Here is a 25,496-nt window from a genome sequence, read left to right as displayed (position 1 = left end):
AAGCGACACGCAGTGCGCGAAGACTGGGGGTGTTCATTTCACGGCGCCGAAGGTCAGGCCTTGCACCAGTTGCTTCTGGCTGAACCAGCCGAACACCACGATGGGCGCGATGGCCATCAGCGAGGCGGCCGACAGCTTGGCCCAGAACAGGCCCTCGGGGCTGGAGTAGGAGGCGATGAGCGTGGCCAGCGTGCCGGCCTTGGCCGAGCTGAGGTTGAGCGCCCAGAAGGCCTCGTTCCAGCTCAGCACCAGGCACAGCAGGCCGGTGGATGCGAGCCCGCCCACCGACAGCGGCATCACCACGTGGCGGAACTCGGTCCAGAGGCTCGCGCCGTCCATGCGCGCGGCCTCCAGGATTTCGGGCGGAATGTCCTTGAAGGCGCTGTAGAGCATCCACACCATGATCGGCAGGTTCGACAGCGTGAACACGATGGTCAGCGCGGTGAGCGAATCCAAGAGGCCCGCGGTCTGCGCGATCACGTAGATCGGCACCAGCGCGCCCACGGCCGGCATCATCTTGGTGGAGAGCATCCACATCAGGATGTCGCGCGTCTTCTTCGTGCGGAAGAAGGCCATCGAGTACGCGGCCGGCGCCGCGATCAGCAGGCCCAGGATGGTCGAGCCCAGGCTGGTGATGAGCGAGTTGCGCGCGTACAGCAGGTAGTCGCTGCGGCGCTGCACCTCGCCGAAGTTGTCGAGCGTGGGCTCGAAGATGAACAGCGGCGGCACGTGGATCGCCTGCAGCTCCGTCTTGAAGGCCGTGAGGAACAGCCAGCCGAGCGGGAAGAACAGCAGCAGCGCGACGATCCACGCACCGGCGGTGCGCAGCAGCTGCGGCAGGAAGTTGCTGGGAGCTTGTGTCTGTTGCATGGTGCGCGGCTCCTCAGTCAAGGTTCTTGCCGATGATTCGGATGAGGAACACGGCCACGATGTTGGCCAACACCACCGCGAACAGCGCGCCCGCCGAGGCCACGCCCACGTCGAAGTTCATGAGCGACTGCTTGAAGATCATGTAGGTCATGTTCGTGCTCTCGTTGCCCGGGCCGCCGTTGGTGGTGATGGCGATCTCCGCGAACACGCTGAGCAGAAAGATCATCTCGATCATGATCACCACCGCCATCGGACGGGCGAGGTGAGGAATGGTGAGATAGAAGAAGCGCTGGATGGCGCTCGCGCCGTCCATGCGCGCGGCCTCCATCTGCTCGCGGTCGAGCGACTGCAGCGAGGTGATGAAGATCAGGCAGGCAAAGGGCAGCCACTGCCAGGCCACCATGATGATCACCGACAGCAGCGGCACGTCGGTGAGCCAGTCGACAGGCTCGGCGCCGAAGGCGCGCCACACGTCGGCCAGGATGCCGTAGATGGGGTTCATCATCATGTGCTTCCACAGCAGCGCGTTGACAGCGGGCATGACGAAGAAGGGCGAGATCAGCAGCACCCGCACGATGCCGCGCCCCGGGAAGGGCTCGTTCACCAGCAGCGCGAGCAGCACGCCGAGCACCACCGTGATGACGATCACGCTGCCGATCAGCAGCAGCGTGTTCCACGTGGCCGGCCAGAAGTCGGGGTCGGTGATGAAGTAGTGAAAGTTCTCGATGCCCGCGAAGGTGCGCTCGCCGGGCTGCATGAGGTTGTAGTTCACGAACGAGAAGTACAACGTCATCACCAGCGGCACGATCATCCAGAGGAAGAGCGTGAGCACGGCGGGCGCCATGAGGGCGCGTGGCAGGAGTCTTTTCATTGTGTGTTCCTCTCTGGGGGCTGTTGCCCCCTCTCCCGCTTGCGGGAGAGGGTTGGGGTGAGGGCATGCGACACATGCGGTGGGCGCGCCGCCCCCTCACCCTGCCCTCTCCCCGAGGGGAGAGGGTAAGAAGGCGGCTTACTTGTAGTAGCCCGCCTTCTTCATCTCGCGCTCAGCCGCCGTCTGCGAGGTCTTCAGCGCCTGGTCCACAGTGACCTTGCCCGACAGCGCCGCACTCATCTGCTGCCCCACCGCCACGCCGATCGCCTGGAACTCGGGAATGGCCGCGTACTGCACGCCCACATAAGGCGACTTCGGCAGCGTGCTGTCCGTCAGGTTCGCGCTGTCGATCGCCTTCTTTTCGGCCGCTGCGAACTTGGCGACCTTCTGGAACTCGGGGTTCGCGTAGGTCGACTTGCGCGTGCCGGTCGGCACCGAGGCCCAGCCGGTTTCCTTGGCCACCAGCGCGATGTAGTCCTTCGACGTGGCCCACTTGATGAACTTCTGCGCCGCCTCGTCCTTGGTCGAGCTGGCCGGGATGGCGAGGTTCCACGACCACAGCCAGTTGGCGCCCTTGGGCGTGGCGGCGGTGGGCGCCTGCGCGAAGGCCACCTTGTCGGCCACCTTCGACTGCTTCGGATCGCTGATGAACGATGCCGCGATGGTCGCGTCCACCCAGGCCGCGCACTTGCCTTCGTTGAAGAGCGCGAGGTTCTCGTTGAAGCTGTTGGCCGAGGCGCCCGGAGGTCCGTCCTTCTTCATCAGGTCGACGTAGAAGGTGATGGCGTCCTTCCAGGGCTTGGTGTCGATCTGCGGCTTCCACTGCATGTCGAACCACTGGCCGCCGTTGGTGTTGACCAGCGTGGTGAGGAAGGCCATGTTGTCGCCCCAGCCCGGCTTGCCGCGCAGGCACATGCCGTACACGCCCGCCTTCGGATCGTTGGCCTTGTCGGCGAACTCCTTCACCTGCGCCCAGGTGGGCTGATCGGGGAACTTCACGCCCACCTTGTCGGCCAGGTCCTTGCGGTACATGAGCATGGAGCTCTCGCCGTAGAAGGGCGCTGCGTAGAGCTTGCCCTCGTTCGACAGGCCGTCGCGGATGGCGGGCAGCAGGTCGTCCACGTCGTAGGCGGCATCGGTGGCGATGGGCTTGAGCCAGCCTTTCTTCGACCAGATCGGCGTCTCGTACAGGCCGATGGTCATCACGTCGAACTGGCCGCCCTTGGTGGCGATGTCGGTGGTCACGCGCTGGCGCAGCGTGCCTTCCTCCAGCGTGACCCACTTGAGCTTGATGTCGGGGTTGGCCTTCTCGAAGAAGGGGGTGAGCTTCTGCATCTCGATCATGTGGCCGTTGTTCACGGTCGCGATCACGAGTTCGGTGGCGGCCTGCGAGACGACGCCCGTACCGATGAGTGCGAGGACGAGGCCCGCTTTCAGAAAACGCTTCATGTTGTCTCCTAGAGGAAGTGAGCGACGCCCTCTTTCTGCCTGTCGGGTCGCCGTGCCGCGAATTCTGGAGAAGCGTGCCTGCGGTTTTGGTACTGGCGCCGCCAGCACCAGTACTTTCATGCACCAGTTGGCTAGTGAATTCCCTAGTTAACGCAATACAGCATGGAAAACAGCAGCACAAAGGCTTCAGGCGCCGCCCAGCAGCTGGCGCCGCAGCTGCGCCGCCGCGGGCGACAGCGCCCGGTCGGTGCGGGTGATCAGGCAGATCGGCGGCACGCGCACCGGCAACTCCACCGGCACCACACGCAGCACGCCGAGACGGGCGTAGTGGCCGGCCTGCGAGGCGGGCATCACGGCCGCCATGTCGGAGTTCTCCAGCAAGGCGGTGATGGCAATGGGCGATGCCGTTTCGATGATGTCCAGCCGCTCCCGTATGCCCGCCTCGCGCATCGCCGCCTCGAAGCGCCCGCGCTGCGGCGAGCCCGGCGGCTGCAGCACCCAAGACCAGCCCGCCATCTCGGCCAGCGTGACGGTGCCGCGCTCGAACACCGGGTGGGCCGCGCGCACCACCACCACCTGCGACTCGCCCAGGAGCGGCACGCTCGCGTACTTCGCCTCGTCGTGGCCGTCGGTGAGGCGGCCCAGCACGAAATCGACGTCGCCCTGCTCCAGCTGCGCCTGGATCACGTCGCTGGTCTCGACCACCACCGACACCGCCACCTGCGGATGCCTGCGGTGGTATTCCACCAGCGCCGGCGCCAGCAGCTGCGGCACCGCGCCGGGCACGCTGCCCACGCGCAGTGCGCCGCTGAGGCCCGAGCGCAGGGCCAGCATCTCCTCGCGGGCGGTGCCGAAGTCGCTGAGCACGCGGCGGGCGTAGCGGATCAGGATCTCGCCATACGGCGTGGGCTCCATGCCGCGCGCCAGCCGCTCGAAAAGCTTCTCGCCCAGCGAATCCTCCAGCTGCTGCAGCAGCTTGGTGGCCGCCGGCTGGCTGATGTTCATGGCCTCGGCCGCCCGGCCCAGGTGGCGATGGGTGTCGAGCCGGGCCAGCAGAAGCAGCTGGCGCGGCCGCACGAGGAGCATCAGCGAGGCGTCGGAAGGCCCTTGGGTCATGCACAAAAGTATATGGAGCCCCGGCCTTTTTCGATTGGATCGCGCGGGCGTTGCTCCTTACGCTTGCCCCACAACAAGCAGGAGACAAACCCGATGAAGCCTTCTTTTATCGCCCGCGCCGCAAGGCTGGCAGGGTTGGCCACCATGGCATTGCTGGCGGCGGCACCGGCCGGCGCGCAGCAGCCGACCTACCCCGACAAGCCCATGCGCATCATGGTCGGCGCCTCGCCCGGCGGCGGCACCGACATCCTGGCGCGCGTGCTGGCCGACAAGTTCTCGCCCGCGCTCAAGCAGCCCGTGGTGGTGGAGAACCGGCCGGGCGCATCCAACACCATCGCCGGCGAGCTCACCGCCCGCGCGCCGGCCGACGGCGCCACGCTGCTGCTGGCCACCAACACGGCGCAGGCGGTGGCGCCGCACATCCTCAAGCTCAAGTACGACCCGCTGAAAGACCTGCAGCCCGTGGGCCTGGTGGCCGTGATGCCCAACGTGCTGGTGGTGTCCGCCAGCTCGCCCTACAGGTCGGTGAAGGACCTGGTGGCGGCCATGGCCGCGAAGCCCGGCAGCTTCAAGTACGCCTCTTCCGGCATCGGCAGCACGCAGCATGTGGGCGGCGAGGCCTTCAACCTGGCCACCGGCATGAAGTCGATCCACGTGCCCTACAAGGGCAGCTCGCAGGCGCACGTCGACATCATCGCGGGCGAGGTCGACATGATGTTCGACAGCACCTCCTCGGCCATGGGCCAGATCAAGGCCGGCAAGTTCCGCGCGCTCGCGGTGAGCGCGCCGCAGCGCTCGCCCGAGCTGCCCGACGTGCCCACGCTGGCCGAGCAGGGCATCAAGGGCGCCGACGTGTCGACCTGGTACGGCCTCTACGTCACCGCCGGCACGCCGCGCCCTGCGGTGGAGCGCCTGAGCGCAGAACTCTCGCGCACGCTGAAGCTGGCCGACGTGCAGACGCGCATCAAGGCCCTGGGCGGCGAGCCCGGCGGGCTGACCGGCGAACCCTTCGCGGCGATGAACCGGCAGGAGTTCGACCACTACGGCCAGCTTGTGCGCGACGCCAACATCAAGGCCGAATGAGGCGGCCGGACTCTCTTTCACTCCTTCCCCCTGCCCTTCCCCTTCAACCGCATCCGACCGACACCATGTCCATTTCCTCCTCCCAGACTCCAGGCGTGACTTCCGCCAAGCCCCGCATCGCCGTGCTGCTCGGCGACCCGAGCGGCATCGGCCCCGAGATGGCGGTGAAGCTGCTCGCGCGGCAGCGCAACCTTGACGCCGCGCGCGTGCTGCTGATCGCCGACCCGGTCGTGCTCGCGTCCGGCGAGCGCATCGCGGGCGAAAAGCTGAACCCGCTGCGGGTCGACAGCCTCGATGCAGTGCGCTTCGAGGACGGCCGCCCCACCCTCCTCGCCAGGGACTGGATGGAGGGCCGCGAGCCGGTGCTCGGCGAGTCGAACGAACACTCGGGCCGGGCCTCGTTCGAGGCGCTGGAACTGGCCACGCTGGCGGTTCGGCGCGGGCAGGCCGAGGGCATCCTCTTCGCGCCGCTCAACAAGCATTCGCTGCGCCTGGGCGGCCTCGTGCACGAGGACGAGCTGCGCTACATGCAGGAGCGCTTCGCAGTGGAAGGCTTCGTCTGCGAGTTCAACCTCACGGGCTCGCTGTGGACCTCGCGCGTGACCTCGCACATTCCGCTGAAGGACGTGGCCGGCCACATCACGGTGCAGGGCGTGAGCGACGCGGTGAAGATCATCGCCAATGCCCTGCAGCGCGCGGGCGTGGCGCAGCCGCGCATCGCGGTGACGGGGCTCAACCCGCACGCGGGCGACGGCGGCTCCATCGGCATGGAGGAGATCGAGATCATCGCGCCCGCCATCGAGCAACTGCGCGCCGAGGGTCTCGACGCACGCGGCCCCTTCTCGCCCGACACGGTGTTCATCGGTGCGCGGCGCGGCGACGTGGATGCTGTGGTGTCGATGTACCACGACCAGGGCCAGATCGCGATGAAGCTCATGGGATTCGAGCAGGGCGTGACGCTGCACGGTGGCCTGCCGGTGCCGGTGGCCACCTCGGCCAGCGGCAGCGCATTCGACATCGCGGGCAAGGGCATCGCGAAGATCGAGGGGCTGCAGCAGGCCTTCGACCTGTGCGTGCGCATGGCCAGCGGCGCGCCCGTGCGCGAGCAGGCACAGGCGGTGACGGCCTGACGCATCGCATGAAGCAAGGCAAAAAGAAAAGGGGCCGCTTGCGCGGCCCTCTTGCATTGAAAACCCGGAAGACTCAGGCAGAGACAACCGGCGCTTCGCCGTAGTTGTTGGACGCGGGCTGCGAAGGCTGGACGTAGAAGTAGATCAGCACGAGGTTGACGATCGGGATGATCATCAGGAGCTGGAGCCAGCCGCTCTTGCCGATGTCATGCAGGCGGCGGGCGCCCACTGCCAGCGCGGGCAGCAGGAAGGCCAGGGCCGCGATGCCGTAGACGTACTGGTGGATGAGGCTGGCGACGATCAGAACGATCACCTCGGCCAGCACGAACCACCAGTACTCGGAACGCGATGCACGGCCGTTGAAATCGGCGTACTTGTTGAAGCAGGTCTTGACCGCTGTTTGAAAATCCATTGTTCGACTCCTCTTTTGTGATTGGTCCCAGGGAAATTTCCCGGGGCCATCATATCGATGCGTCTTTCAACGGCAAATACAGCCGGAAGCCATAGCCTGGCTTAAAACAAAAGGCTCCGAAATCGCTTTTCCCGCGGCCCTCGATCAGCTTCCAAGCCGCTTCAGCAGCCCCGCGGTGGAGGCATCGAGCCCCGTGATGTCGCCCGATGCGAGGCGCGGCTCGATGTCCTTGGCGAGCACCTTGCCGAGCTCCACGCCCCACTGGTCGAAGCTGTTGATGCCCCACAGCGCACCGCTGGTGAACACGCGGTGCTCGTACATCGCGAGGAACGCACCCAGCGCCTCGGGCGTGAGCTTCTCGAACACGAAGAAGCTGCTCGGCCGGTTGCCAGGGAAGTTCCTGTGGCCGCCCTCGTCGAGCTTGCCCACCATCAGCGCCTGCGCCTGCGCGAGCGCATTGGCCAGCAGCTTGGGGTGATGGCCTTCGAGGTCGTGCGAGGCATCGCGCACCGCCACGAACTCGAGCGGCGTCACGTCGGTGCCCTGGTGCAGCATCTGGAAGTAGGCGTGCTGGCCGTTGGTGCCGGGCTCGCCCCACAGCACCGGCGAGGTGCCGAAGGCCAGCGGCTTGCCGCCCGCGTCGACCTGCTTGCCGTTGCTCTCCATCTCGAGCTGCTGCAGGTAGGCCGGCACGCGCTTCAACGCGCTGTGGTACGGCGCGATGCTGCGGCTCGTGAACTTGTGGAAGTTGCGGTACCAGACATCGAGCAGCCCGAGGCGCACCGGCAGGTTGCGCTCCAGCGGCGCGGTGCGGAAGTGCTCGTCCATCGCATGCGCGCCTGCCAGCAGCCGGCGGAAGCCCTCGGCACCGATCGCCAGCGCGATCGGCAGGCCGATGGCCGACCACAGCGAATAGCGCCCGCCGACCCAGTCCCAGAAGCCGAAGGTGGTGTCGATGCCGAACTTCTTCGCCGCTTCCACGTTGGTGGTGAGTGCGGCGAAATGGCCCGCGATGTCGGTGCCGCCCGACTGCTCGTACCAGCGCCTGGCCGATTGCGCATTGGTCATCGTCTCGGCCGTGGTGAAGGTCTTGGAGGCGATGAGAAACAGCGTGTGCTCGGGCGCCAGGCCCTGCAGCACGCCGGCCAGTTCGTGGCCATCGACGTTCGAGACGAAGTGGAAGCGCTTGCCCGGCGCGGCGAATTCGGCCAGCGCCAGCACCGCCATCTGCGGGCCGAGATCGGAGCCCCCGATGCCGATGTTGATCACGTCGGTGATCGTGTGGTCGGCGCGCACCTTCTCTGCATAGGCCAGCATCGCGTCGAGCGTGGCATGCACTTCGCGCAGTTCGCTGGCCGTCTTCGGACCCGTGGGCGCGTCGGCCGGCGCGCGCAGCAGCGTGTGCAGCACGGCGCGGTCTTCGGTGTTGTTGATGTGCTCGCCGGCGAACATGGCGTCGCGATGCGCTTCCAGGCCGCATTCGCGCGCCAGCTTGAAGAGCAGTTCCTCGGTGCGCGCGTCGATCAGGTTCTTCGACAGGTCGGCGAACACGAAGGGTGCCTCCTGGCTGAAGCGCTCGAAGCGGCCGGCGTCTTCCACGAAGGCATGACGCAGGTCGAACTGGCGACCCGCGGTGTCGAAGCCGGCCTGCAGTTGCGTCCAGGACGGCGCGCGGTCGCAGCGAAGGGTCATGGCCATCTTTACTTGCCGCTTTCCTGCATGAGCTTCTCGAGCTTCACGGCGTCGGCCGCGAAGGCGCGGATGCCTTCGGCCAGCTTCTCGGTGGCCATGGCGTCTTCATTGAGCGCGAAGCGGAAGCTCGCCTCGTCGTAGCTGACCTTGGCGATGTCGGCGCCGGTGGCCTTGGGGTCGAGCGCATGCTGCAGCGGCTCGTTGCTCGCGGCCAGCTCCGCCAGCAGCTCGGGGCTGATGGTCAGCAGGTCGCAGCCGGCCAGGGCCTTGATCTGCCCCACGTTGCGGAAGCTCGCGCCCATCACTTCGGTCTTGATGCCGTGCTGCTTGTAGTAGGCATAGATCTGGCGCACCGACTTCACGCCGGGGTCGTTGGCACCGGCGCTCTCCGCCTCGTTCCAGTTGGCGCCGGCCGACTTCTTGTACCAGTCGTAGATGCGGCCCACGAAGGGCGAGATCAGTTGCACGCCCGCCGCGCCGCAGGCCACGGCCTGTGCGAAGGAGAACAGCAGCGTCAGGTTGGTGCGGATGCCCTTGCGCTCAAGCTGGCGCGCGGCCTCGATGCCTTCCCAGGTGGAGGCCACCTTGATGAGCAGGCGCTTTTCGGTGTCGATGCCTTCGGCCTTGTACAGCGCCACGATGCGCTCGCCGCGCGCGACGGTCGCGGCCGTGTCGAAGGACAGGCGGGCATCGACCTCGGTGGAGACGCGGCCCGGGATGATGGAGAGGATCTCGGTGCCGAAGCGCACCAGCAAGCGGTCGATGACTTCGTCGAGCGGCTTGCCTGCGTGCTTCTTCACGGTCTCGTCGAGCAGAGGCCGGTACTCGGGCTTCTGCACGGCCTTGAGGATCAGCGACGGGTTGGTGGTCGCGTCCTGCGGCTTGGACATGCTGAGCTGTTTGAAGTCACCGGTGTCGGCGACAACGGTGGTCCACTGGCGGAGTGCATCGAGTTGGTTCATGAAATCATTATCCTGTGCCGGTTGTGACAAGACCTGCACGCAGTTGCGCGTCGGCCGATGTTTTCATGCGCACCGTAGCACGGGTTTCCGCGCGGCTCCATCGGCCTGAGCCGAGTGGGGTTGTCGGTTTCTTCTACGGTTTCCGCCCCCGCTGGTGTCCCCTGGCTCTCCCCTTGGCGCCCTACAGCGCCTGTGGTCCGTGGCTGACGGCCCGGCGCCCGCCGCACGGCTAGGCTTTGCCGTACTGCGAATGTCTTCAGCAGTTTCAGCAGACGCAAAGTCTTTCCCTTCAGGAGCCCTCATGACCACTCGCCGACCTCCCGCCAACGTCAGGCCCTTCGACGACCGCCGCACCAGCCATGCGATCGGCGCGATGGCCACGGCCTTCGTCGTGGGCGGGGTGGCAACGTGGTTCGCGCTGGGTGCCGCACGCACGGCGCGTGCCCAGCCCGCGGGCCCCGCCGATGGCGCCCCGCTGATGCGCGCGCCGCTGCAGGTGGTGGCGCCCGTCGACCTGCAGCGCTATGCCGGCATCTGGCACGAACAGGCCCGTCTGCCGAACCGCTTCCAGAAGCAATGCGCGGGCCCGGTGAGCGCCGAGTACACGCCCCAGCCCGATGGCACGGTGCAGGTTCGCAACCGCTGCCTGCGGGACGACGGGAATTTCGACGAGGCCGTCGGCACGGCCCGCGTGGTGCCGGTGGCAGGACAGCCCGGCGCGGGCCGCCTCGAAGTGCGCTTCGCCCCGGCCTGGCTGGGATGGCTGCCGATGGTCTGGGGCGACTACTGGATCCTGAAGCTGGACCGCGACTACCAGGTGTCTCTGGTCGGCACGCCCGACCGCAAGTACCTCTGGGTGCTCTCGCGCGCACCGCGCCTGGAAGACGCGGTGCTGCAGGCCGAGCTGGACTACGCCCGCAGCCTGGGGTTCGACACCGGCAAGGTGACGCTGACCGGCAGGTAACGCTGCAGCTGCGAGGGCAGCATGGCCGGCGAGGTGCAGTGGATGGCCTGCCAGCCGAAGGCGCGCGCCGCCTCCACGTTGGCCGCCGAGTCGTCGATGAACACGGTCTGCGCCGGGTCGAGCGCATGGCGCGTCGCCAGGACCTCGTAGATCTCGCGCTCTGGCTTGAGGAATTTCACGTCCCCCGAGAACACGCCGCCGTCGAAGCGCCCCATGAAGGCATGCCGGCGCTCGATGGCACGGGCATAAGGCGAGGGCATGTTCGACAGGTAGTACAGCCGCAGCGGCTGACCGGCGTCGCGGTGGGCGATCAGCCGTTCGAGCATCTCGACGGTGACGCCGATCGGCTCCAGCCGCTCGCCCAGCCCGTCGAGCATGGCGAAAAGCGGTTCCGGCGGCAGCGCCAGCCGGGCCGACATGCGGGCGATGGAATCGGCCAGCGTGCGGGTGCCGCAGTCGAAGCTGGTCCAGTCGTCGTGATGGAAGAGCGCGCGGCCCATGGCCGCCGCGGCGGCTTCAGTGGGTGCGTGTGGAGCGAGATGGGCCTGTACCAGCCGGGTGGGCTCCCATGCGAACAGCACGGCGCCCAGGTCGAAAACCACGTTCATGGCCCCATTGTTTCATGCGCCGGGCACCACGCTCACGCCATGGGCTCCCAGGGACAGGGTGGTCTGCGCGCCGGTCGCCAGCGGGCTGGACAGGTCGGTCGACACCACGAAGACCGGCCCCAGGGTGGTGTCGAAGCCGTATTCGTAGAAACTGCCGAGGTAGGCGGCCTTGCGAAGCGTGGCCGGCAAGCCACCCGGAGCACCGATCTGCCACGCCTCCGGCCGCACCGCCACCTTCACCGTGCCGGGCGCCACCGCATAGCGCGGCTGCAGGCGCAGGGGGCCTAGCGCCACGCTGCCGTCGGCCTCGGCCACCGCCGGGAACACCATCGCCTCGCCCATGAAACCGGCGACGAACTCGCTCTCGGGCCGGCCGTAGAGCTGTTCGGGCGTGCCGCGCTGGGCGATCACGCCGTGGTCCATCACGATGATCTGGTCGCTCACCGCCAGCGCCTCGCTCTGGTCGTGCGTGACGTAGGCCACAGTCAGCTTCAGCCGCTGCTGCAGCGCGCGGATCTCCTCGCGCATCTCGCGGCGCAGCCGGGCGTCGAGGTTCGACAGCGGCTCGTCGAACAGCAGCACCGCCGGCTCCAGCACCAGCGCGCGCGCCAGCGCCACCCGCTGCTGCTGGCCGCCCGAGAGCTCGCTGGGCAGCCGCTCGTCGAAGCCGACCAGCCCCACGCCGCGCAGCGCCTCGCGCGCCCGCGCCGCGGCCTCCTCCTTCTTCACGCCGCTCATGCGCAGCCCGTAGGCCACGTTCTCGATCACGTTCATGTGCGGGAACAGCGCGTAGCTCTGGAACATCATGCTCACGTTGCGCTCGGCCGGCCCCAGCGTGGTGACGTCGCGCCCGCCCATCAGGATCGACCCCGAGGTGGGCGACTCGAGCCCCGCGATCATGCGCAGCGTGGTCGTCTTGCCGCAGCCCGAGGGGCCGAGGATGGTGGTGAGCGTGCCCACCGGCACCTCGAAGCTGATGCCCTTGACGGCCAGCGGCGCGTTCTTGTCTGCGCCGTAGCGCTTGGTGACGTTGCGGAATTCGATGCCGTTGCTCATGAAGTCAGAACCCCAAATTTCAGAACGCAGAAGTCGCGAAGATTGCGCAGAAGTCGCAAAAGAAAACCAAAGGAAATTTCTGGATGTTCCTTTCGCGACTTCTGCGCAACTTCTGCGACCTCTGCGTTCGGCTGCCCGTATTCACTGGGTCAACACCGGCGCGGTGCCGCGCCGTCCCAGCCTGCGCTCGCCGACCACCCACTGCACCAGCGCGATGGCCAGCGACATCAGGATCATCAGCACCGTGCAGTACGCCAGCGCGATGCCGTAGTCGCCGTTGCCCACGCGGCCGATGATGTAGGTGGTGGCGAGCTCGTTCTCGGCCGTGACCAGGAAGATCACGGCACTCACCGTCGTCATCGCGCGCACGAAGCTGTAGACCAGCGCGGCCACCAGCGCCGGCTTCAACAGCGGCAGCACCACCCGGAAGAGCGTCTGCGAGGTCGATGCGCGCAGCATCAGCGAGGCCTCGTCCAGCGAGCGGTCGAGCTGCTTGAAGGCCGCCGTGCCGGCGCGCACGCCCACCGGCAGGTTCCGGAACATGAAGCACAGCACGATGATCAGCCCCGTGCCCGTGAGCTCGAAGGGCGGCACGTTGAAGGCCAGGATGTAGCTCACGCCGAGCACGGTGCCGGGAATCGCGAAGGCCAGCAGCGCGCCGAACTCGAAGAGGCCCTGTCCCCTGAACTCGTTGCGCGCCAGCAGCCAGGCGATGAGCAGGCCCAGCGCCGCGGTGATGGGCGCCGAGATGCCCGCTAGCTTGAGCGTGGTGATCAGCGAGTTCCACGCGGTGCCGGCCCACACCAGCCCGAACTGTCCCCATTCGAGCGAGAACGCCGTCTTGAAGTGGTTGAGCGTGAAGGTGTAGTCGCGGCCCCAGGTCTGCACGAAGCCGCCCGCGAAGGCGAACAGGTAGACCACCGCGGTGAAGGCGATCCACGGCAGCGCGATGCACAGGATGGTGCGGCGCACGCCGTCGGGCAGCGCCATCGGGATGCCGGCGTCGCCCTTGCCGCTGACGGTGGTGTAGTTCTGCCTGCCCAGCAGGCCGCGCTGCAGCGCGAACACGCCGAGCGCGAAGAGCGTGAGCACCCAGGCCAGCGAGGCCGCGCGGCCCTGGTCGTACTGCGCGCCGACGATGGCGAAGAAGATGTCGGTCGACAGCACCGAGAACTGCCCGCCCACCACCACCGGGTTGCCGAAGTCGGCGATGCTCTCGATGAAGCCCACCAGGAAGGCGTTGGCCAGCCCGGGCTTCAGCAGCGGCAGCGTGATGGTGAAGAAGGCCCGGCGGCGGTCGGCGCGCAGCATCTGCGCGGCCTCCTCCAGGCTGGGCGCGATGCCCTGCACCACGCCGCGCATGATCATGAAGGCGATGGGCGTGAAGGCGAAGAGCTGCGCCACCAGCACGCCCGGCATGCCGTAGAACCAGCGCGTGGGCTCGATGCCGAAGGCGCTCTCCAGCACCTGGTTGACGATGCCCGCGCGGCCGAAGAGCAGGATCAAACCCAGCCCCACCACGAAGGGCGGCGTGATGATCGGCAGCAGCGCCAGCACCCGCAGCGCGCCCTGCCCGCGCTTGCTGCCGCGCTCGGCCATCAGCGCCATCAGCGTGCCGAGGAAGGTGGTTCCGGCGGCCGTGAGCAGCGCAAGCACCAGCGTGTTCCAGGCCACGCCGCAACGCACGCCGCCCGCAAGGCAGCCCAGCCCCCAGATGCGCTCGGTGAATACGCGAGCGAAGAAGGCGGCGGCCGACCACTGCCCATCTTCATCGAAGAAAGCGCCCGACAGCGCCTTGCTCACCGGGTATGCGATGAACAGCGCCATCAGTACGCCGCAGCCGACCACCGCGGCGGACACGAACAGGTCGCCCTTGAAGAGCCCCAGCCGCGCGATGCCGAAGGCCGCCAGCAGCACCAGCGCCGTGAGCGCCACGAAGCCGCCCGCGCCGAGGCCGAACTGGTTGACCGCCAGCTCGCCGAACTGCGCGTTGAGCACGGCCACGCTCCAGCCGCGCGCGCCGATGGTGAAGCCGGTAGCGGCGAGCCCCAGCGCGCCGATCAGGCCGCCGGCCAGCAGCCAGCGCCCCTGCGTCCTGCCGGCCGGAAGCCACGCGCCCACGGCGCACAGCAGCAGGCCGGCCAGGCCCACGAAGAGCCAGACGCGGCCCTGCGTGGCGGCTTGCATCAGCCCGTTGGCGCCCTCCCCCTGGCCGAAGACCTGCGGAACGGCCTCGTACCAGGTCGAATCCTGGATCGCATACCAGGGCAGCAGCAGGTAGGCCGCGAAGCCCAGAGCGATCCACGCCCGAACCCAGCGCTGCGAGCGCCGGGCCGCGGCGAGCGATGCCGGATTGGCCGGCGCGCCCGCGTCGATAGCACCCGCTTTCACTTAGCGCGGCAGCGAGTTGACTTCCTTCTCCCAGCGCGCGATCAGGCGGCGGCGCTCGGCGCTGGCGCCGTACTTGGCGTAGTCGTAGTTGATGAACTTGATCTTCTTGAAGTCGGGAATGCGCGGATCGAGCTTGGCGTTCACGTTGCTCGGCAGCTGGAACTGCTTGTTGGCGGCGCCCAGTTCCTGCGCGGCGGGCGTGAGCGCCCATTCGTAGAACTTCTTGGCGGCGTCGAGGTTGCGCGCGCCCTTGACGATGCTCATGGAGCCGATCTCGGCGCCGGTGCCGTCGCTGGGCGTGATGGTCTCGACCGGGAAACCCTGCATCTTCTCGCCCGGGCCGTCGTGCACGAAGCTGATGGACACGGCCGTCTCGCCGCGCGCCACCGCCTTGATCGGGCCGGTGCCCGAGCGGGTGTACTGGCCGACGTTCTTGTGCAGGGCCTTCAGGTAGTCGAAGGCCTTGTCCTCGCCCATGAGTTGCACCAGCGTGGCGATCATGGTGTAGGCCGTGCCGCTGGAGGCCGGGTTGGCCACCTGGATGTCGCCCTTGTACTCGGGCTTGAGCAGGTCGGCCCAGGTCTTGGGCACGGGCAGCTTCTTCTTGGCCAGCAGCTCGGGGTTGTAGCCGAAGCCCAGGGGGCCCGAGTAGATGCCGACGGTCTTGTAGCCCGACTGCTTGGCCTGCTGCTGCGCCCACGGGTGCAGCTGCGGCAGCGTGGGCGACTTGTATTCGAGCGTGAGCCCCTGCTCGGCCGCCTGCAGGTGCGGATCGCCGGTGCCGCCGAACCAGACGTCGGTCTTGGGGTTGTCCTTCTCGGCGATCAGCTGGGCCAGGGCCTCGCCCGAACCCTTGAGCGCCATGTTGATGCGCACGCCCGTGGTGCGGGCGTAGACCGTCGAGATCACGCTGCACCATTCGGCCTGCACCGAGCAGATCACGTTGACGGTCTGGGCCGAAGCCGTGGCCGACAGGCCCAACAGCGCTGCCGCGGCAAGAAACTTGTTCTTGTTCATCTGGTCTCTCTTCCTCTGAGCAATAAAAAAAGGCCTCGCGGCCATCGGGCAGCGTAGCTTTAGTACAGGCTTCGCGAATCCGTACAAGTACCATCGCGGGTGGCGCAGTCGCCTTTGCGACGAGGAGTCGCGACCAGGGCGGCCTGGCCAGGCATTCAGACAAGGAAGGAAAGTTTTCTCATGAGCTTCGATCTCGTTCTGTTCGGCGGTACTGGCGATCTCGCGTGGCGCAAGCTCATGCCCGCGCTGTTCCAGGCATTCCGCCACGGCAGCCTGCCACCCGACGGGCGCATCGTCGGCGTGGCGCGGGACGACCTGTCGGACGACCAGTACCGGGACCTGATCCAGTCGCGCTTCAGCGCCGTCGAAGGCGCCAAGCGGCCCTCGCCCGAGGAGTTCAAGAAGTTCGCCTCCATGCTGCACTACCTGCGCATGGACCTCTCCAAGCCCGACGACTACGCCCGCCTGGCCGACCTGCTCAAGCAGCGCGACGCCAAGACGGTCGTGATGTACGTGGCCACCGCCCCGGCGCTCTTCACCCAGGTGGTCGAGCAGATCGCCGCGGCCGGCCTGAACGGCCCGCGCACCCGCATCGTGCTGGAGAAGCCGCTGGGCCACGACCTGGCGTCCAACCGCGCCATCAACTCCGCCGTGGGCAAGGTGCTCGAGGAGAAGCAGGTCTTTCGCATCGACCACTACCTCGGCAAGCCCTCGGTGCAGAACCTGTTCGCGATGCGCTTCGGCAATGCGCTGTTCGAGCCCATCTGGCGCCGCGAGCACATCGCCAACATCCAGATCACCATCGCCGAAGACCTGGGCGTGGAAAAGCGCGGCGCCTTCTACGACCAGACCGGCGCGCTGCGCGACATGGTGCAGAACCACGCACTGCAGCTGCTGTGCGCGATCGGCATGGAGCCGCCGATCAACTCGCACGCCGACGCCATCCGCGACGAAAAACTCAAGGTTCTGCGCGCACTCAAGCCCTGGACACCCGAAACCCTGGGCCTGCACACGGTGCGCGGCCAGTACACGGCCGGCACTGCCTACGGCGAGCGGGTGCAGGGCTACCGCGACGAGCCGGGCGTGAGCCCCGACAGCCGCACCGAGACCTTCGTGGCGCTGCGCACCGAGATCGCCAACTGGCGCTGGGCCGGCGTGCCCTTCTACATCCGTACCGGCAAGCGCCTGGCCTCGCGCGACGCGCGCATCGAGGTCAACTTCAGGCCCACGCCGCACGCCATCTACCGCGCGCCGGCCGGCAACGTCAACAAGCTGGTGATCAACCTGCAGCCCAAGGACGGGCTGGAGCTGCACATGCTCGCGCAGGCCCAGGACAACCGCCAGCGCACCAACGGCAACCAGAGCACGGCCGCCCAGTTGGCGCCCGTGCAGCTCGACCTCGACTTCGACAAGCGCTTCGGCTCCGAGCGCGTGGGCGCCTACGAGCGCCTGCTGCTGGACGTGATCGACGGCCGGCTGAACCTGTTCGTGCGCAGCGACGAGCAGGAAGAAGCATGGCGCTGGGTCGAGCCGCTGCTCGACAGCTGGGAGTCGGACGGCGGCCCGCGTCCCTATGCGGCCGGCACCTGGGGCCCGAGCGCATCGAGCGCGATGATCGCGCGCGACGGCTTCTCGTGGGGCGAGGAGCAGTAAGCCCTGGCCGCCCCGGGCCCGCTCAGCCGAACTGCAGGCAACGCATGCTGAGCGTGCCCGACTGGAACCCCTCGTAGACCGTCTTCGCGCGCTCGCTGCTTCCGGCGGCGCCCAGCGCGTAGAGGAACGGGTAGTAGTGATCGGGCGTCGCCACCGCGGTCGATGCGCCTTCCAGCTTCGCGTAGTCGACCAGCGCCCCGTCGTCCCGGCCCGCGAGCGCCGACTTCACCGCATCGTCGAAAGACTGCGCCCACGGCCGGCTCGCGCGCAGGCCGTCCGGCGTGCCACGGTCGGTGGCGCGCAGGTTGTGAACCACGTTGCCGCTGCCCATCACCAGCACGCCCTTGTCGCGCAACGCGGCCAGGTCGCGCCCGACCGCATAGTGGAATGCGGCCGGCTTGTCGTAGTCGATGCTGAGCTGGAACACCGGGATGTCGGCCTTGGGGTAGAGGTACTTCAGCACCGTCCACGTGCCGTGGTCCAGGCCCCACTGGTCGGTGGCGATGACCGGCGCCTGCTTCACCACCCCGACGGTCTCGCGGGCGAGCCCTGGATGACCTGGTGCGGGGTACTCGATGTCGAACAGTGCCTGGGGAAAACCACCGAAGTCGTGGATCGTCTTCGGCCGCTCCTGGATGCCGACGCCGGTGGCGCCCCGGCTGAGCCAGTGCGCCGACACGCTGAGGATCGCCGACGGCCGCGGCAGCTCCCTGCCCCACGCCGCCAGCCGGCGCGTGAAGGCGTTGTCGGTGATGGCGTTCATCGGCGAGCCGTGGCCGATGAAGATCACCGGCATGCGGCGCCCGGCCGTGCCCGCGGCCTGCACGCTGCAGGCCAGCGAAGCCAGCACCGCAGTCGCACCGAGCGCGGTGCCCATCAGAAAGCCGCGGCGGCCGAGGTCGGAGGTAGCGAGGGTCGTGGTCATGGGCATCACCCGACTCTGCGGCGGTTCGCGGTGCAACGCCGTGCGTTTACGCACACTTTTCCGCAAGCCGAAAAGGCGGCCGCTAGATGCGCCCTTCTTCCACCGCGTGGCAGGCCACCTGCACGCCCCCGATGCTCGAGAGCTTCGGCCGCTCCGCCGAGCAGCGCGCATTCGCATACGGGCAGCGCGGATGAAAGGCACAGCCCGCGGGCGGGTTCAGCGGGTTCGGGACCTCGCCCTGCACCGGGGTGCGGGCGCGGCCGGTCTGCTTCATCTGCGGGATGGCGTCCAGCAGCATGCGCGTGTACGGATGGCGCGGTGCCGAGAACAGGTCCTGCTTGTCCGCCACCTCGACCAGCCGGCCCAGGTACATCACGCCCACCTGGTCGGCCACGTGGCGCACCACGGCGAGGTTGTGCGAGATGAAGAGGTAGGTCAGGCCCTGCTCGCGCTGCAGGTCCTTCATGATGTTGAGCACCTGCGCCTGCACGCTCACGTCGAGCGCGGAGGTGGGCTCGTCGCACACCAGGAACTCGGGCTGCGTGGCGAGCGCGCGCGCGATGGAGATGCGCTGGCGCTGGCCGCCCGAGAACTGGTGCGGGTACTTGCTCATGTCCAGCGGCGAGAGGCCGACCGACTTCAGCAGCTCGCCCACGCGCTCGCGCAGCGCGGCCTTGTCGCTGAGGATGTCGTGCTCGCGCAGCGGCTCGCCGATGATGTCTTCCACGATCCAGCGCGGATTGAGGCTCGCGTAGGGGTCCTGGAAAATCATCTGGATGCGGCGGCGCAGCTTGCGGCCTTCGGCGGTCTTGAAGGCGGCGTGCGCGTCCTGCCCGTCGAACTTCAGGCCGCCGCGCGTGGGCGCGTAGAGGCCGACCAGCAGGCGCGCCACGGTGCTCTTGCCGCAGCCCGATTCGCCCACCAGCGCCAGCGTCTTGCCGCGCTCGATGGAAAAGCTCACGCCGTCCACCGCGTGCAGCAGCACGCGTGGCTTGCGTTCGAGCACGCGGTTGAGCCAGGGCGGCGAGACGTCGAAGGTGCGCGCGAGGTCGTGGGCGACGACGAGCGGCTCGTTCACGGCAGCGCTCATCTGGTTACCTCCACGATGGTCTCGGCCGCTTCGGGCGTGGCGCGTTCGCCGGCCGCCATCGCGTCGTGGTGCCTCGCGGCGATCTCGGCCTGGCCTGCATGCGGATCGGCGGCGTCGTGCAGCCAGCAGGCGGCGCGAGTGGCGCCGGCATGCATGAGCTCGGGCCGCTCCACCAGGCAGCGCGCGAAGGTGCGCGGGCAGCGCGGGTTGTAGGCGCAGCCGGCCGGGATGGCATTGAGCCGCGGCATCGCGCCGTCGATCTGGTTGAGGCGCTCGCGGTCGCTGGTCATGTCGGGAATCGAGCCCATCAGGCCCGAGGTGTAGGGGTGCGCGGGCTGGTGGATGACTTCGTGCACCGGACCGATCTCGGCGATCCGCCCGGCATACATCACGGCCACGCGATCGCAGGTCTCGGCGATCACGCCCATGTCGTGCGTGATCAGCATCACCGCCGCGCCACGTTCCTTGCAGACCTGCTTGAGCAGTTGGATGATCTGCGCCTGGATCGACACGTCGAGCGCGGTGGTCGGCTCGTCGGCCACGATGAGCTTGGGCTCGGCCGCGAGCGCGAGCGCGATCACCACGCGCTGGCGCATGCCGCCGGAGAACTGGTGCGGGAAGTGGTCGATGCGCTGCTCGGCGGCCGGAATGCCGGTGTCCTGCAGCAGGCCGATGGCGCGCTTGCGTGCCTCGGCCTCGGTCACCGGCAGGTGCGCGCGGATGGTTTCCACCAGCTGGCGGCCCACGGTATAGAGCGGGTTCAGCGAGGTCAGCGGGTCCTGGAAGATCGCGCCGATCTTTCGGCCGCGAATGGGCCGCATCGCCTCGAAGCCGAGGTTGTCGATGCGCTGGCCCTCCAGCACGATCTCGCCGCCGGCCACGCGGCCCGGCGGCTCCAGCAGGCCGATGATGGCAGCGCCCGTGAGCGACTTGCCGGCGCCCGATTCGCCCACCACGCCCAGGATTTCACCGGGCGCGATGTCGAAGGAAATGCGGTCCAGCGCGCGCAGCGTGCCGCGGCGATGGGGGAATTCGACGACGAGGTCTTTGACTTGCAACAGGCTCATGGCGCTACCTTCCACCGAACTCCACGGGGTGACATATCAGGAACACCGCGGAACCGGCTTTGCCGGGCCGCAGGTGTTGCCCCCTGCAAGGGGGTTGGCGAAGCGACACGAAGTGCGCGAAGACTGGGGGTGATCATCTGAGCCTGGGGTTGAGCGCGTCGCGCAGCCAGTCGCCCAGCAGGTTCACGCTGAGCGCGATCAGCACCAGCATCAGGCCCGGAAACACCGTGATCCACCACTCGCCCGAGAACAGGTACTGGTTGCCGATGCTGATGAGCGTGCCCAGCGAGGGCGAGGTCGGCGGCACGCCCACGCCCAGGAAGGACAGCGTGGCCTCGGTGATGATCGCCGTCGCCACCTGGATCGTGGCGAGCACCGTCACCGGCCCCAGCACGTTGGGCAGCACATGGCGCAACATGATGCGCAGCGGCGCCACGCCGGTCACGCGCGCGGCCTGCACGTATTCCTTGTTGCGCTCCACCAGCGTGGAGCCGCGCACCGTGCGCGCGTATTGCACCCAGCCGGTCAGCGAGATGGAGATGATCAGCACGCCGAAGGCGAGCGACTCGTGCGCCCCCGGAAAGAGCGCGCGCCCGACGCCAGCGATCAGCAGCGCGACCAGGATCGGCGGGAACGACAGCATCACGTCGCACACGCGCATGAGGAAGGAATCGAGCCAGCCGCCGAAGAAGCCGGCGAGCAGGCCCAGCACCACGCCGACGGCCACCGACAGCACCACCGACACGAGGCCGACGATCAGCGAGATGCGCGCACCGTAGATCACGGCCGAGAGGATGTCGCGGCCCTGGTCATCTGTGCCCAGCAGGTATTTGGAAGAGCCTTCGGCGCTCCATGCGGGCGGTAGCCGCGCGTCGCCCAGCTCGAGGGTGGCGAGGTCGAAGGGGTTGTGAGGCGAGACCCAGCCGGCGAACACCGCGCAGAACACGCAGACCAGCGCGATCAGCGCCGCGGCCATGGCCACGGGCGATGTGCGGAAGCTGTAGCCGACATCGCTGTCGAGCCAACGAGCGAGTGTCTTCTTCATCGCCGGGCCGCCCCAAGATGAAAAGCGGCCCCCTCGGGGGGCAGCGGACCTTGCGCAGCAAGGGAAGCGTGGGGGTTAATTTTCATCGTGAAGCAAAAAGGAATGGGCCCGCAGGAAGCGGGCCCATGGACAGGCCGCCTTGTTCGATCGATCAGCCGGCGGCCGGCGGCATCAGGGCTTGATGCTCATCCACTTGAAGTACATGAAGTTGTCGGCCAGCTGCACCAACTCGACCTTCTTGCTCACGCCCCAGGCCAGCGACTGCTGGTGCAGCGGCAGGTGGCCCACGTCGTCGGCATGGATCTTGAAGGCCTCCTTGATCATCTCGTTGCGCTTGGCCTTGTCGGTTTCCGACTGGATCTTCTTGGTCAGCTCGTCGAGCTTGGGGTTGCAGTAGGCGCCCAGGTTGAACTGGCCGGTGCCCTTGTCGTCGGGGCAGGCGGTGAGCGAACTCAGCGCGTTGTGCGCGTCGTAGGTGGTCGGGGTCCAGCCCAGCATGTAGAAGCTGGTGTCGCGGCGCAGCACCTTCGGGAAGTAGGTGCCCTTGGTCTCGGCGACCAGGTTGACCTTGACGCCGATCTTCGCCAGGTTGGAGGCCACGCTCTGGCAGACCTGACCGTCGTTGACGTAGCGGTCGTTCGGGCAGTTCAGCGACACCTCGAAGCCGTTGGGGTAGCCGGCTTCGGTCAGCAGCTTCTTGGCGGCATCGACGTCGTAGGGCAGGCGCTTGTCCTGCTCGGCGCTCCAGCCGTTGATGCCGGGGCCCACCAGCAGCGCGGTCGGGCGCGAGGCGCCGCGCATCACGGTGCGCTGGATGCCGGCGATGTCGATGGCCTGGTAGAAGGCCTGGCGGACGCGCTTGTCCTTGAACGGGTTCTTGCCCTTGATGTTCGAGTACTGCAGCTCGTCGCGCTTCTGGTCCATGCCCAGGAAGATGGTGCGCAGCTCGGGGCCGGTGATCACGCGGGCGTTGGGCGCGGCGTTGATGCGGGCGATGTCCTGCACCGGCACCGGCTCCATCACGTCGACTTCGCCGGAGACCAGCGCGGCCACGCGGGTAGCGGGGTTGGCGATGGGCGTGAAGACGATCTCCTGCGCGTTGCCTTCGATCTTGCCCCAGTAGGTGCCGTTGCGCGTGAACACGGTACGCACGTTCGGCTGGCGCTCGCGCACGCGGAACGGGCCGGTGCCGTTGGCCTTGAACGAAGCCGTGTTCTCGATGCCCTTGCGGCGGTCGACCGGCTTGGTGGCCTGGTTCTCCTCGCACCATTTCTTGCTCATGATCATCGTCAGCGAGATCACGTCGGGCAGGATGGGGAAGGGACCGTTGGTCTCGATCTCGACGGCGAGGTCGCCGACCTTGCGCACCGCCTTGATGTCGCTGAGCGTGGCGCGCATGTCGGAGCCGTCGCCCTGGGCGCGCGCGAAGCTGAAGACCACGTCATCGGCGGTGAACGGCGTGCCGTCGTGGAAGACAACGCCCTTGCGCAGTTCGAAGCGCCAGACGTTGGGCGAGGTCTGCTTCCAGCTGGTGGCCAGCAGCGGGGCAAGGGTCAGGTCCTTGTTGCGACCCACGAGGGTTTCATAGACGTTGGCGGTGACGCTCAGCTGCAGCGATTCGTTCAGCGAGTGCGGGTCCAGCGATAGCGCATCCCCCTGGTTCGCGATGCGGATGGTCTGCGCGCCGGCGACCATGCTGACGGCGCTCAAGGCGCACAAAACGGCGGCTGCGGCCACATTCTTCTTGATGAAACTCATGGGAACACTCCTCGGGTTGGAATCGAACAAATCACGTCGCCGCGGTGGCGGCTGCTTTCCCTGGCTGCGCGCCGCGGGTAGCGGCGAGCGGCATGCCCTGCTCGATCAGGCCGGCATGCAGCGCGGCGCCGAGCGGCAGGATCTCGTCATTGAAGTCGTAGCGGCTGTTGTGGAGGTAGGCGCCGTCGCGCACGTCCTGGCCGATGCGCAGATAGGCGCCGGCCTTCTTCTGCAGCATGAAGGAGAAGTCCTCGGCGCCCATGCTGGGCTCCATGCTGCGCTCGACATTGCGCGCGCCGACCAGCGACTCGGCCACGTCGGCGGCGAACATCGCCTCCGGCGAGGTGTTGATGGTGGCCGGGTAGATGCGCTCGTACCTGACGCTGGCGGTGGCGCCGAAGCCGGAGGCGATGGCCGCGCACAGCTCGTTCAGGCGCTGCTCGACCTGTGCCTGCACGCGCGAGCTGAAGGTGCGCACGGTGCCGACCAGCGTGGCCTCGCCGGGCACCACGCTCATCGCGCCGAGGTCGCCGGCCTGCATCGCGCAGATGCTGATGACGGCCGCGTCGATCGGGCGCACGTTGCGCGACACGATCGTTTGCGCCGCGGTGATGATATGCGCCGCGACGATCACCGGGTCGATGGTCTGGTAGGCGTGCGCGCCGTGGCCGCCCTTGCCCTTGATCTCGATGGTGATGCGGTCGGCCGCAGCCATCATCGCGCCGCGGTTGATGCCGACGGTGCCGGCCGGCATCGCGGGCCAGTTGTGCATGGCGTAGACGGCGTCGACCGGGAAGCGGTCGAACAGGCCGTCCTCGATCATCACGCGCGCGCCGGCGAAGCCTTCCTCGCCGGGCTGGAAGATCAGCACCGCGGTGCCGTCGAAGTCGCGCGTCTCGGCGAGGTAGCGCGCGGCGCCGACCAGCATTGCGGTGTGGCCGTCGTGGCCGCAGCCGTGCATCAGGCCGTCGCAGGCGGAGCGCCAGCCGAAGTCGTTGTCCTCGCGCATCGGCAGCGCGTCCATGTCGGCGCGCAGGCCGATCATGCGGCCGCTGGCCGTCGAGCGGCCGCGGATCACGCCGACCACGCCGGTCTTGCCGATGCCCTCGTGGATCTCGTCGACGCCGCTGGCGCGTAGCGCTTCGCGCACGCGCCCGGAGGTGTAGACCTCTTCGAAACCGAGTTCGGGGTGGGCATGGAGGTCGCGGCGGAAAGCCTCGATCTCGGGGTAGAAGTTCGCGATGTGCGCGAAGGCACGGCCGGAGGCCTTCAGGCGCGGAACCATGGGCGTGGCTGCTGCGGCCATGTCAGTGTCCTCCCGCCTTGCCCACGCGCAGGCGCGGATCGACCACGAAATACAGCATGTCGACCACGAGGTTGATCACCACGAAGATCAGGGCGATGAGGCACAGGTAGGCGGCCATCACCGGGATGTCGGCGAAGGTCACGGCCTGGATGAAGAGCAGGCCCATGCCGGGCCACTGGAACACCGACTCAGTGATGATCGCGAAGGCGATGAGGCCGCCGAGCTGCAGGCCGGTGATGGTCATCACGGGCACCAGCGTGTTCTTGAGCGCGTGGCCGAAATGGATGGCGCGGTTCGACAGGCCGCGTGCGCGCGCGAACTTGATGTAGTCGGTGCGCAGCACCTCCAGCATCTCGGCGCGCACCAGCCGCATGATCAGCGTGAGCTGGAAGATCGCCAGCGTCGCCGCCGGCAGCACGATGTGCTGCCAGCCATCGGCGCTGAAGAGCCCGCTGGTCCACCAGCCGAACTTCACTGTCTCGCCGCGGCCGAAGCTCGGGAACCAGCCCAGCGTGACAGCGAAGACCAGGATCAGCAGGATGCCGATGAGGAAGGTGGGCAGCGACACGCCGAGCAGCGAGACGGTCATGAACACCTGGCTCATGAAGGTGCCGCGGCGCAGCGCGGTGTACACGCCCATCGGGATGCCGATGAAGAGCGCCAGCACCGCCGCCACGAGCGCAAGCTCGAGCGTGGCCGGGAAGCGCTCGCCGATCAGGCGCGACACCTTCGCGCCCTGGCGCAGGCTCAGGCCGAACTCGCCCTGCGCCGCATTCACGAGAAAGTGCCAGAACTGCACGAAGAAGGGTTGGTCTAGCCCCAATGCGGCGCGCAGCTCGCGGATCTGCTCGGGCTTGGCGTCCTGGCCCAGAAGGAACACGACAGGGTCGCCGACGTATTGAAAAAGAAGGAAGGCGATGAACGCGACCGCGATCATCACGATCACGGCCTGGATCAGGCGGCGCAGTACAAAGGCGATCATTCAGCAAGCAAAGTGAACGGGCATGCTAGCAGTGCAAGGTGCGTGCCCG

General features: G+C 67.7%; 22 protein-coding genes. 4 read left to right on the top strand and 18 right to left on the bottom strand.

From position 1 onward, the window contains the following. Positions 1 to 33: 33 nt before the first annotated feature. The 4 genes from ABL838_RS06010 to ABL838_RS05995 form a co-directional block, all read right to left on the bottom strand. Complete coding sequence (locus ABL838_RS06010; RefSeq protein WP_418124674.1) at positions 34 to 870, bottom strand: carbohydrate ABC transporter permease; 837 nt, start codon at positions 868 to 870, stop codon at positions 34 to 36. Positions 871 to 883: 13 nt separating this feature from the next. Further along, positions 884 to 1,741 (bottom strand): carbohydrate ABC transporter permease, encoded by an 858-nt coding sequence (locus ABL838_RS06005; protein ID WP_184635025.1) that lies wholly within the window; start codon positions 1,739 to 1,741, stop codon positions 884 to 886. 138 nt (positions 1,742 to 1,879) lie between these two features. Further along, positions 1,880 to 3,190, bottom strand: coding sequence for an ABC transporter substrate-binding protein (locus tag ABL838_RS06000; protein ID WP_418124672.1), 1,311 nt, complete (start codon positions 3,188 to 3,190; stop codon positions 1,880 to 1,882). A gap of 186 nt (positions 3,191 to 3,376) precedes the next feature. Beyond that, positions 3,377 to 4,306 (bottom strand): LysR family transcriptional regulator, encoded by a 930-nt coding sequence (locus ABL838_RS05995; RefSeq protein WP_369659472.1) that lies wholly within the window; start codon positions 4,304 to 4,306, stop codon positions 3,377 to 3,379. A 93-nt stretch (positions 4,307 to 4,399) separates the two neighbouring features. On the opposite strand from ABL838_RS05995, the gene ABL838_RS05990 reads away from it, so the two are divergent. After that, positions 4,400 to 5,389: a Bug family tripartite tricarboxylate transporter substrate binding protein gene (locus ABL838_RS05990; protein ID WP_418124671.1), complete on the top strand. Its 990-nt coding sequence runs from the start codon at positions 4,400 to 4,402 to the stop codon at positions 5,387 to 5,389. A gap of 65 nt (positions 5,390 to 5,454) precedes the next feature. Continuing rightward, positions 5,455 to 6,519 carry a 4-hydroxythreonine-4-phosphate dehydrogenase PdxA gene (locus ABL838_RS05985; protein ID WP_418124670.1) on the top strand — a complete coding sequence of 355 codons (1,065 nt, stop codon included), beginning with the start codon at positions 5,455 to 5,457 and terminating at the stop codon, positions 6,517 to 6,519. Positions 6,520 to 6,592: 73 nt separating this feature from the next. On the opposite strand, the gene ABL838_RS05980 is transcribed toward ABL838_RS05985, so the two are convergent. The 3 genes from ABL838_RS05980 to tal all read right to left on the bottom strand — a co-directional run bounded on the left by ABL838_RS05980 (position 6,593) and on the right by tal (position 9,585). Beyond that, on the bottom strand, positions 6,593 to 6,931 hold the full coding sequence (locus ABL838_RS05980) for a DUF805 domain-containing protein (RefSeq protein WP_126025705.1): 339 nt from the start codon (positions 6,929 to 6,931) through the stop codon (positions 6,593 to 6,595). Between the two features lie 144 nt (positions 6,932 to 7,075). Then, positions 7,076 to 8,629, bottom strand: a complete 1,554-nt coding sequence (gene pgi / locus ABL838_RS05975; RefSeq protein ID WP_418124668.1) for a glucose-6-phosphate isomerase — start codon at positions 8,627 to 8,629, stop codon at positions 7,076 to 7,078. A gap of 2 nt (positions 8,630 to 8,631) precedes the next feature. After that, positions 8,632 to 9,585 carry a transaldolase gene (gene tal / locus ABL838_RS05970; RefSeq protein ID WP_418124667.1) on the bottom strand — a complete coding sequence of 318 codons (954 nt, stop codon included), beginning with the start codon at positions 9,583 to 9,585 and terminating at the stop codon, positions 8,632 to 8,634. Between the two features lie 301 nt (positions 9,586 to 9,886). Here tal and ABL838_RS05965 point away from each other — a divergent pair, with 301 nt between their 5' ends. Then, positions 9,887 to 10,549: a lipocalin family protein gene (locus ABL838_RS05965; protein WP_418124666.1), complete on the top strand. Its 663-nt coding sequence runs from the start codon at positions 9,887 to 9,889 to the stop codon at positions 10,547 to 10,549. Here the strand turns inward: ABL838_RS05965 and ABL838_RS05960 are convergent. The 4 genes from ABL838_RS05960 to ABL838_RS05945 all read right to left on the bottom strand — a co-directional run bounded on the left by ABL838_RS05960 (position 10,495) and on the right by ABL838_RS05945 (position 15,621). Continuing rightward, a complete protein-coding gene (locus ABL838_RS05960) occupies positions 10,495 to 11,157 on the bottom strand; it encodes an HAD family hydrolase (protein WP_418124665.1) in 663 nt (220 codons plus the stop codon). The genes ABL838_RS05965 and ABL838_RS05960 overlap by 55 nt on opposite strands. A gap of 12 nt (positions 11,158 to 11,169) precedes the next feature. After that, the gene (locus ABL838_RS05955; RefSeq protein ID WP_418124663.1) at positions 11,170 to 12,213 is read right to left on the bottom strand and encodes an ABC transporter ATP-binding protein; all 1,044 of its coding nucleotides are present in this window, start codon (positions 12,211 to 12,213) and stop codon (positions 11,170 to 11,172) included. 141 nt (positions 12,214 to 12,354) lie between these two features. After that, positions 12,355 to 14,604 (bottom strand): ABC transporter permease, encoded by a 2,250-nt coding sequence (locus ABL838_RS05950; RefSeq protein ID WP_418124662.1) that lies wholly within the window; start codon positions 14,602 to 14,604, stop codon positions 12,355 to 12,357. Continuing rightward, a complete protein-coding gene (locus tag ABL838_RS05945) occupies positions 14,605 to 15,621 on the bottom strand; it encodes an ABC transporter substrate-binding protein (RefSeq protein ID WP_126025698.1) in 1,017 nt (338 codons plus the stop codon). 180 nt (positions 15,622 to 15,801) lie between these two features. Between ABL838_RS05945 and zwf the strand changes: the two genes are divergently transcribed. Continuing rightward, the gene (zwf, locus tag ABL838_RS05940; protein WP_418124661.1) at positions 15,802 to 17,274 is read left to right on the top strand and encodes a glucose-6-phosphate dehydrogenase; all 1,473 of its coding nucleotides are present in this window, start codon (positions 15,802 to 15,804) and stop codon (positions 17,272 to 17,274) included. 22 nt (positions 17,275 to 17,296) lie between these two features. Here zwf and ygiD read toward each other — a convergent pair whose 3' ends face one another. The 7 genes from ygiD to ABL838_RS05905 all read right to left on the bottom strand — a co-directional run bounded on the left by ygiD (position 17,297) and on the right by ABL838_RS05905 (position 25,447). Then, complete coding sequence (ygiD, locus tag ABL838_RS05935) at positions 17,297 to 18,199, bottom strand: 4,5-DOPA dioxygenase extradiol (protein ID WP_418124660.1); 903 nt, start codon at positions 18,197 to 18,199, stop codon at positions 17,297 to 17,299. An 82-nt stretch (positions 18,200 to 18,281) separates the two neighbouring features. After that, a complete protein-coding gene (locus ABL838_RS05930; RefSeq protein ID WP_418124659.1) occupies positions 18,282 to 19,289 on the bottom strand; it encodes an ABC transporter ATP-binding protein in 1,008 nt (335 codons plus the stop codon). Beyond that, positions 19,286 to 20,356: an ABC transporter ATP-binding protein gene (locus ABL838_RS05925; RefSeq protein ID WP_126025694.1), complete on the bottom strand. Its 1,071-nt coding sequence runs from the start codon at positions 20,354 to 20,356 to the stop codon at positions 19,286 to 19,288. The genes ABL838_RS05930 and ABL838_RS05925 overlap by 4 nt, the downstream gene beginning before the upstream one ends. Before the next feature lie 133 nt (positions 20,357 to 20,489). Beyond that, positions 20,490 to 21,401: an ABC transporter permease gene (locus ABL838_RS05920; protein WP_126025693.1), complete on the bottom strand. Its 912-nt coding sequence runs from the start codon at positions 21,399 to 21,401 to the stop codon at positions 20,490 to 20,492. 171 nt (positions 21,402 to 21,572) lie between these two features. Then, entirely contained in the window at positions 21,573 to 23,159 is a 1,587-nt protein-coding gene (locus ABL838_RS05915) for an ABC transporter substrate-binding protein (RefSeq protein WP_184634999.1), read from the bottom strand. Between the two features lie 31 nt (positions 23,160 to 23,190). After that, positions 23,191 to 24,465: a M20 aminoacylase family protein gene (locus ABL838_RS05910; RefSeq protein WP_418124657.1), complete on the bottom strand. Its 1,275-nt coding sequence runs from the start codon at positions 24,463 to 24,465 to the stop codon at positions 23,191 to 23,193. Between the two features lies 1 nt (position 24,466). Beyond that, positions 24,467 to 25,447: an ABC transporter permease gene (locus ABL838_RS05905; protein WP_418124656.1), complete on the bottom strand. Its 981-nt coding sequence runs from the start codon at positions 25,445 to 25,447 to the stop codon at positions 24,467 to 24,469. Positions 25,448 to 25,496 lie beyond the last annotated feature (49 nt).

The sequence above is a fragment of the Variovorax sp. 160MFSha2.1 genome (assembly GCF_048305075.1).
Classification (GTDB): Bacteria; Pseudomonadota; Gammaproteobacteria; order Burkholderiales; family Burkholderiaceae_C; genus Variovorax; species Variovorax guangxiensis.
This window is presented reverse-complemented; position numbering and strand designations above follow the sequence as displayed.

Excerpts from the sequence above, each read along its gene's own strand:
- ABL838_RS06010 (WP_418124674.1), bottom strand. The coding sequence starts at position 870 with ATGCAACAGACACAAGCTCCCAGCAACTTCCTGCCGCAGCTGCTGCGC.
- ABL838_RS06005 (WP_184635025.1), bottom strand. The coding sequence starts at position 1,741 with ATGAAAAGACTCCTGCCACGCGCCCTCATGGCGCCCGCCGTGCTCACG.
- ABL838_RS06000 (WP_418124672.1), bottom strand. The coding sequence starts at position 3,190 with ATGAAGCGTTTTCTGAAAGCGGGCCTCGTCCTCGCACTCATCGGTACG.
- ABL838_RS05995 (WP_369659472.1), bottom strand. The coding sequence starts at position 4,306 with ATGACCCAAGGGCCTTCCGACGCCTCGCTGATGCTCCTCGTGCGGCCG.
- ABL838_RS05990 (WP_418124671.1), top strand. The coding sequence starts at position 4,400 with ATGAAGCCTTCTTTTATCGCCCGCGCCGCAAGGCTGGCAGGGTTGGCC.
- ABL838_RS05985 (WP_418124670.1), top strand. The coding sequence starts at position 5,455 with ATGTCCATTTCCTCCTCCCAGACTCCAGGCGTGACTTCCGCCAAGCCC.
- ABL838_RS05980 (WP_126025705.1), bottom strand. The coding sequence starts at position 6,931 with ATGGATTTTCAAACAGCGGTCAAGACCTGCTTCAACAAGTACGCCGAT.
- pgi (WP_418124668.1), bottom strand. The coding sequence starts at position 8,629 with ATGGCCATGACCCTTCGCTGCGACCGCGCGCCGTCCTGGACGCAACTG.
- tal (WP_418124667.1), bottom strand. The coding sequence starts at position 9,585 with ATGAACCAACTCGATGCACTCCGCCAGTGGACCACCGTTGTCGCCGAC.
- ABL838_RS05965 (WP_418124666.1), top strand. The coding sequence starts at position 9,887 with ATGACCACTCGCCGACCTCCCGCCAACGTCAGGCCCTTCGACGACCGC.
- ABL838_RS05960 (WP_418124665.1), bottom strand. The coding sequence starts at position 11,157 with ATGAACGTGGTTTTCGACCTGGGCGCCGTGCTGTTCGCATGGGAGCCC.
- ABL838_RS05955 (WP_418124663.1), bottom strand. The coding sequence starts at position 12,213 with ATGAGCAACGGCATCGAATTCCGCAACGTCACCAAGCGCTACGGCGCA.
- ABL838_RS05945 (WP_126025698.1), bottom strand. The coding sequence starts at position 15,621 with ATGAACAAGAACAAGTTTCTTGCCGCGGCAGCGCTGTTGGGCCTGTCG.
- zwf (WP_418124661.1), top strand. The coding sequence starts at position 15,802 with ATGAGCTTCGATCTCGTTCTGTTCGGCGGTACTGGCGATCTCGCGTGG.
- ygiD (WP_418124660.1), bottom strand. The coding sequence starts at position 18,199 with ATGACCACGACCCTCGCTACCTCCGACCTCGGCCGCCGCGGCTTTCTG.
- ABL838_RS05930 (WP_418124659.1), bottom strand. The coding sequence starts at position 19,289 with ATGAGCGCTGCCGTGAACGAGCCGCTCGTCGTCGCCCACGACCTCGCG.
- ABL838_RS05925 (WP_126025694.1), bottom strand. The coding sequence starts at position 20,356 with ATGAGCCTGTTGCAAGTCAAAGACCTCGTCGTCGAATTCCCCCATCGC.
- ABL838_RS05920 (WP_126025693.1), bottom strand. The coding sequence starts at position 21,401 with ATGAAGAAGACACTCGCTCGTTGGCTCGACAGCGATGTCGGCTACAGC.
- ABL838_RS05915 (WP_184634999.1), bottom strand. The coding sequence starts at position 23,159 with ATGAGTTTCATCAAGAAGAATGTGGCCGCAGCCGCCGTTTTGTGCGCC.
- ABL838_RS05910 (WP_418124657.1), bottom strand. The coding sequence starts at position 24,465 with ATGGCCGCAGCAGCCACGCCCATGGTTCCGCGCCTGAAGGCCTCCGGC.
- ABL838_RS05905 (WP_418124656.1), bottom strand. The coding sequence starts at position 25,447 with ATGATCGCCTTTGTACTGCGCCGCCTGATCCAGGCCGTGATCGTGATG.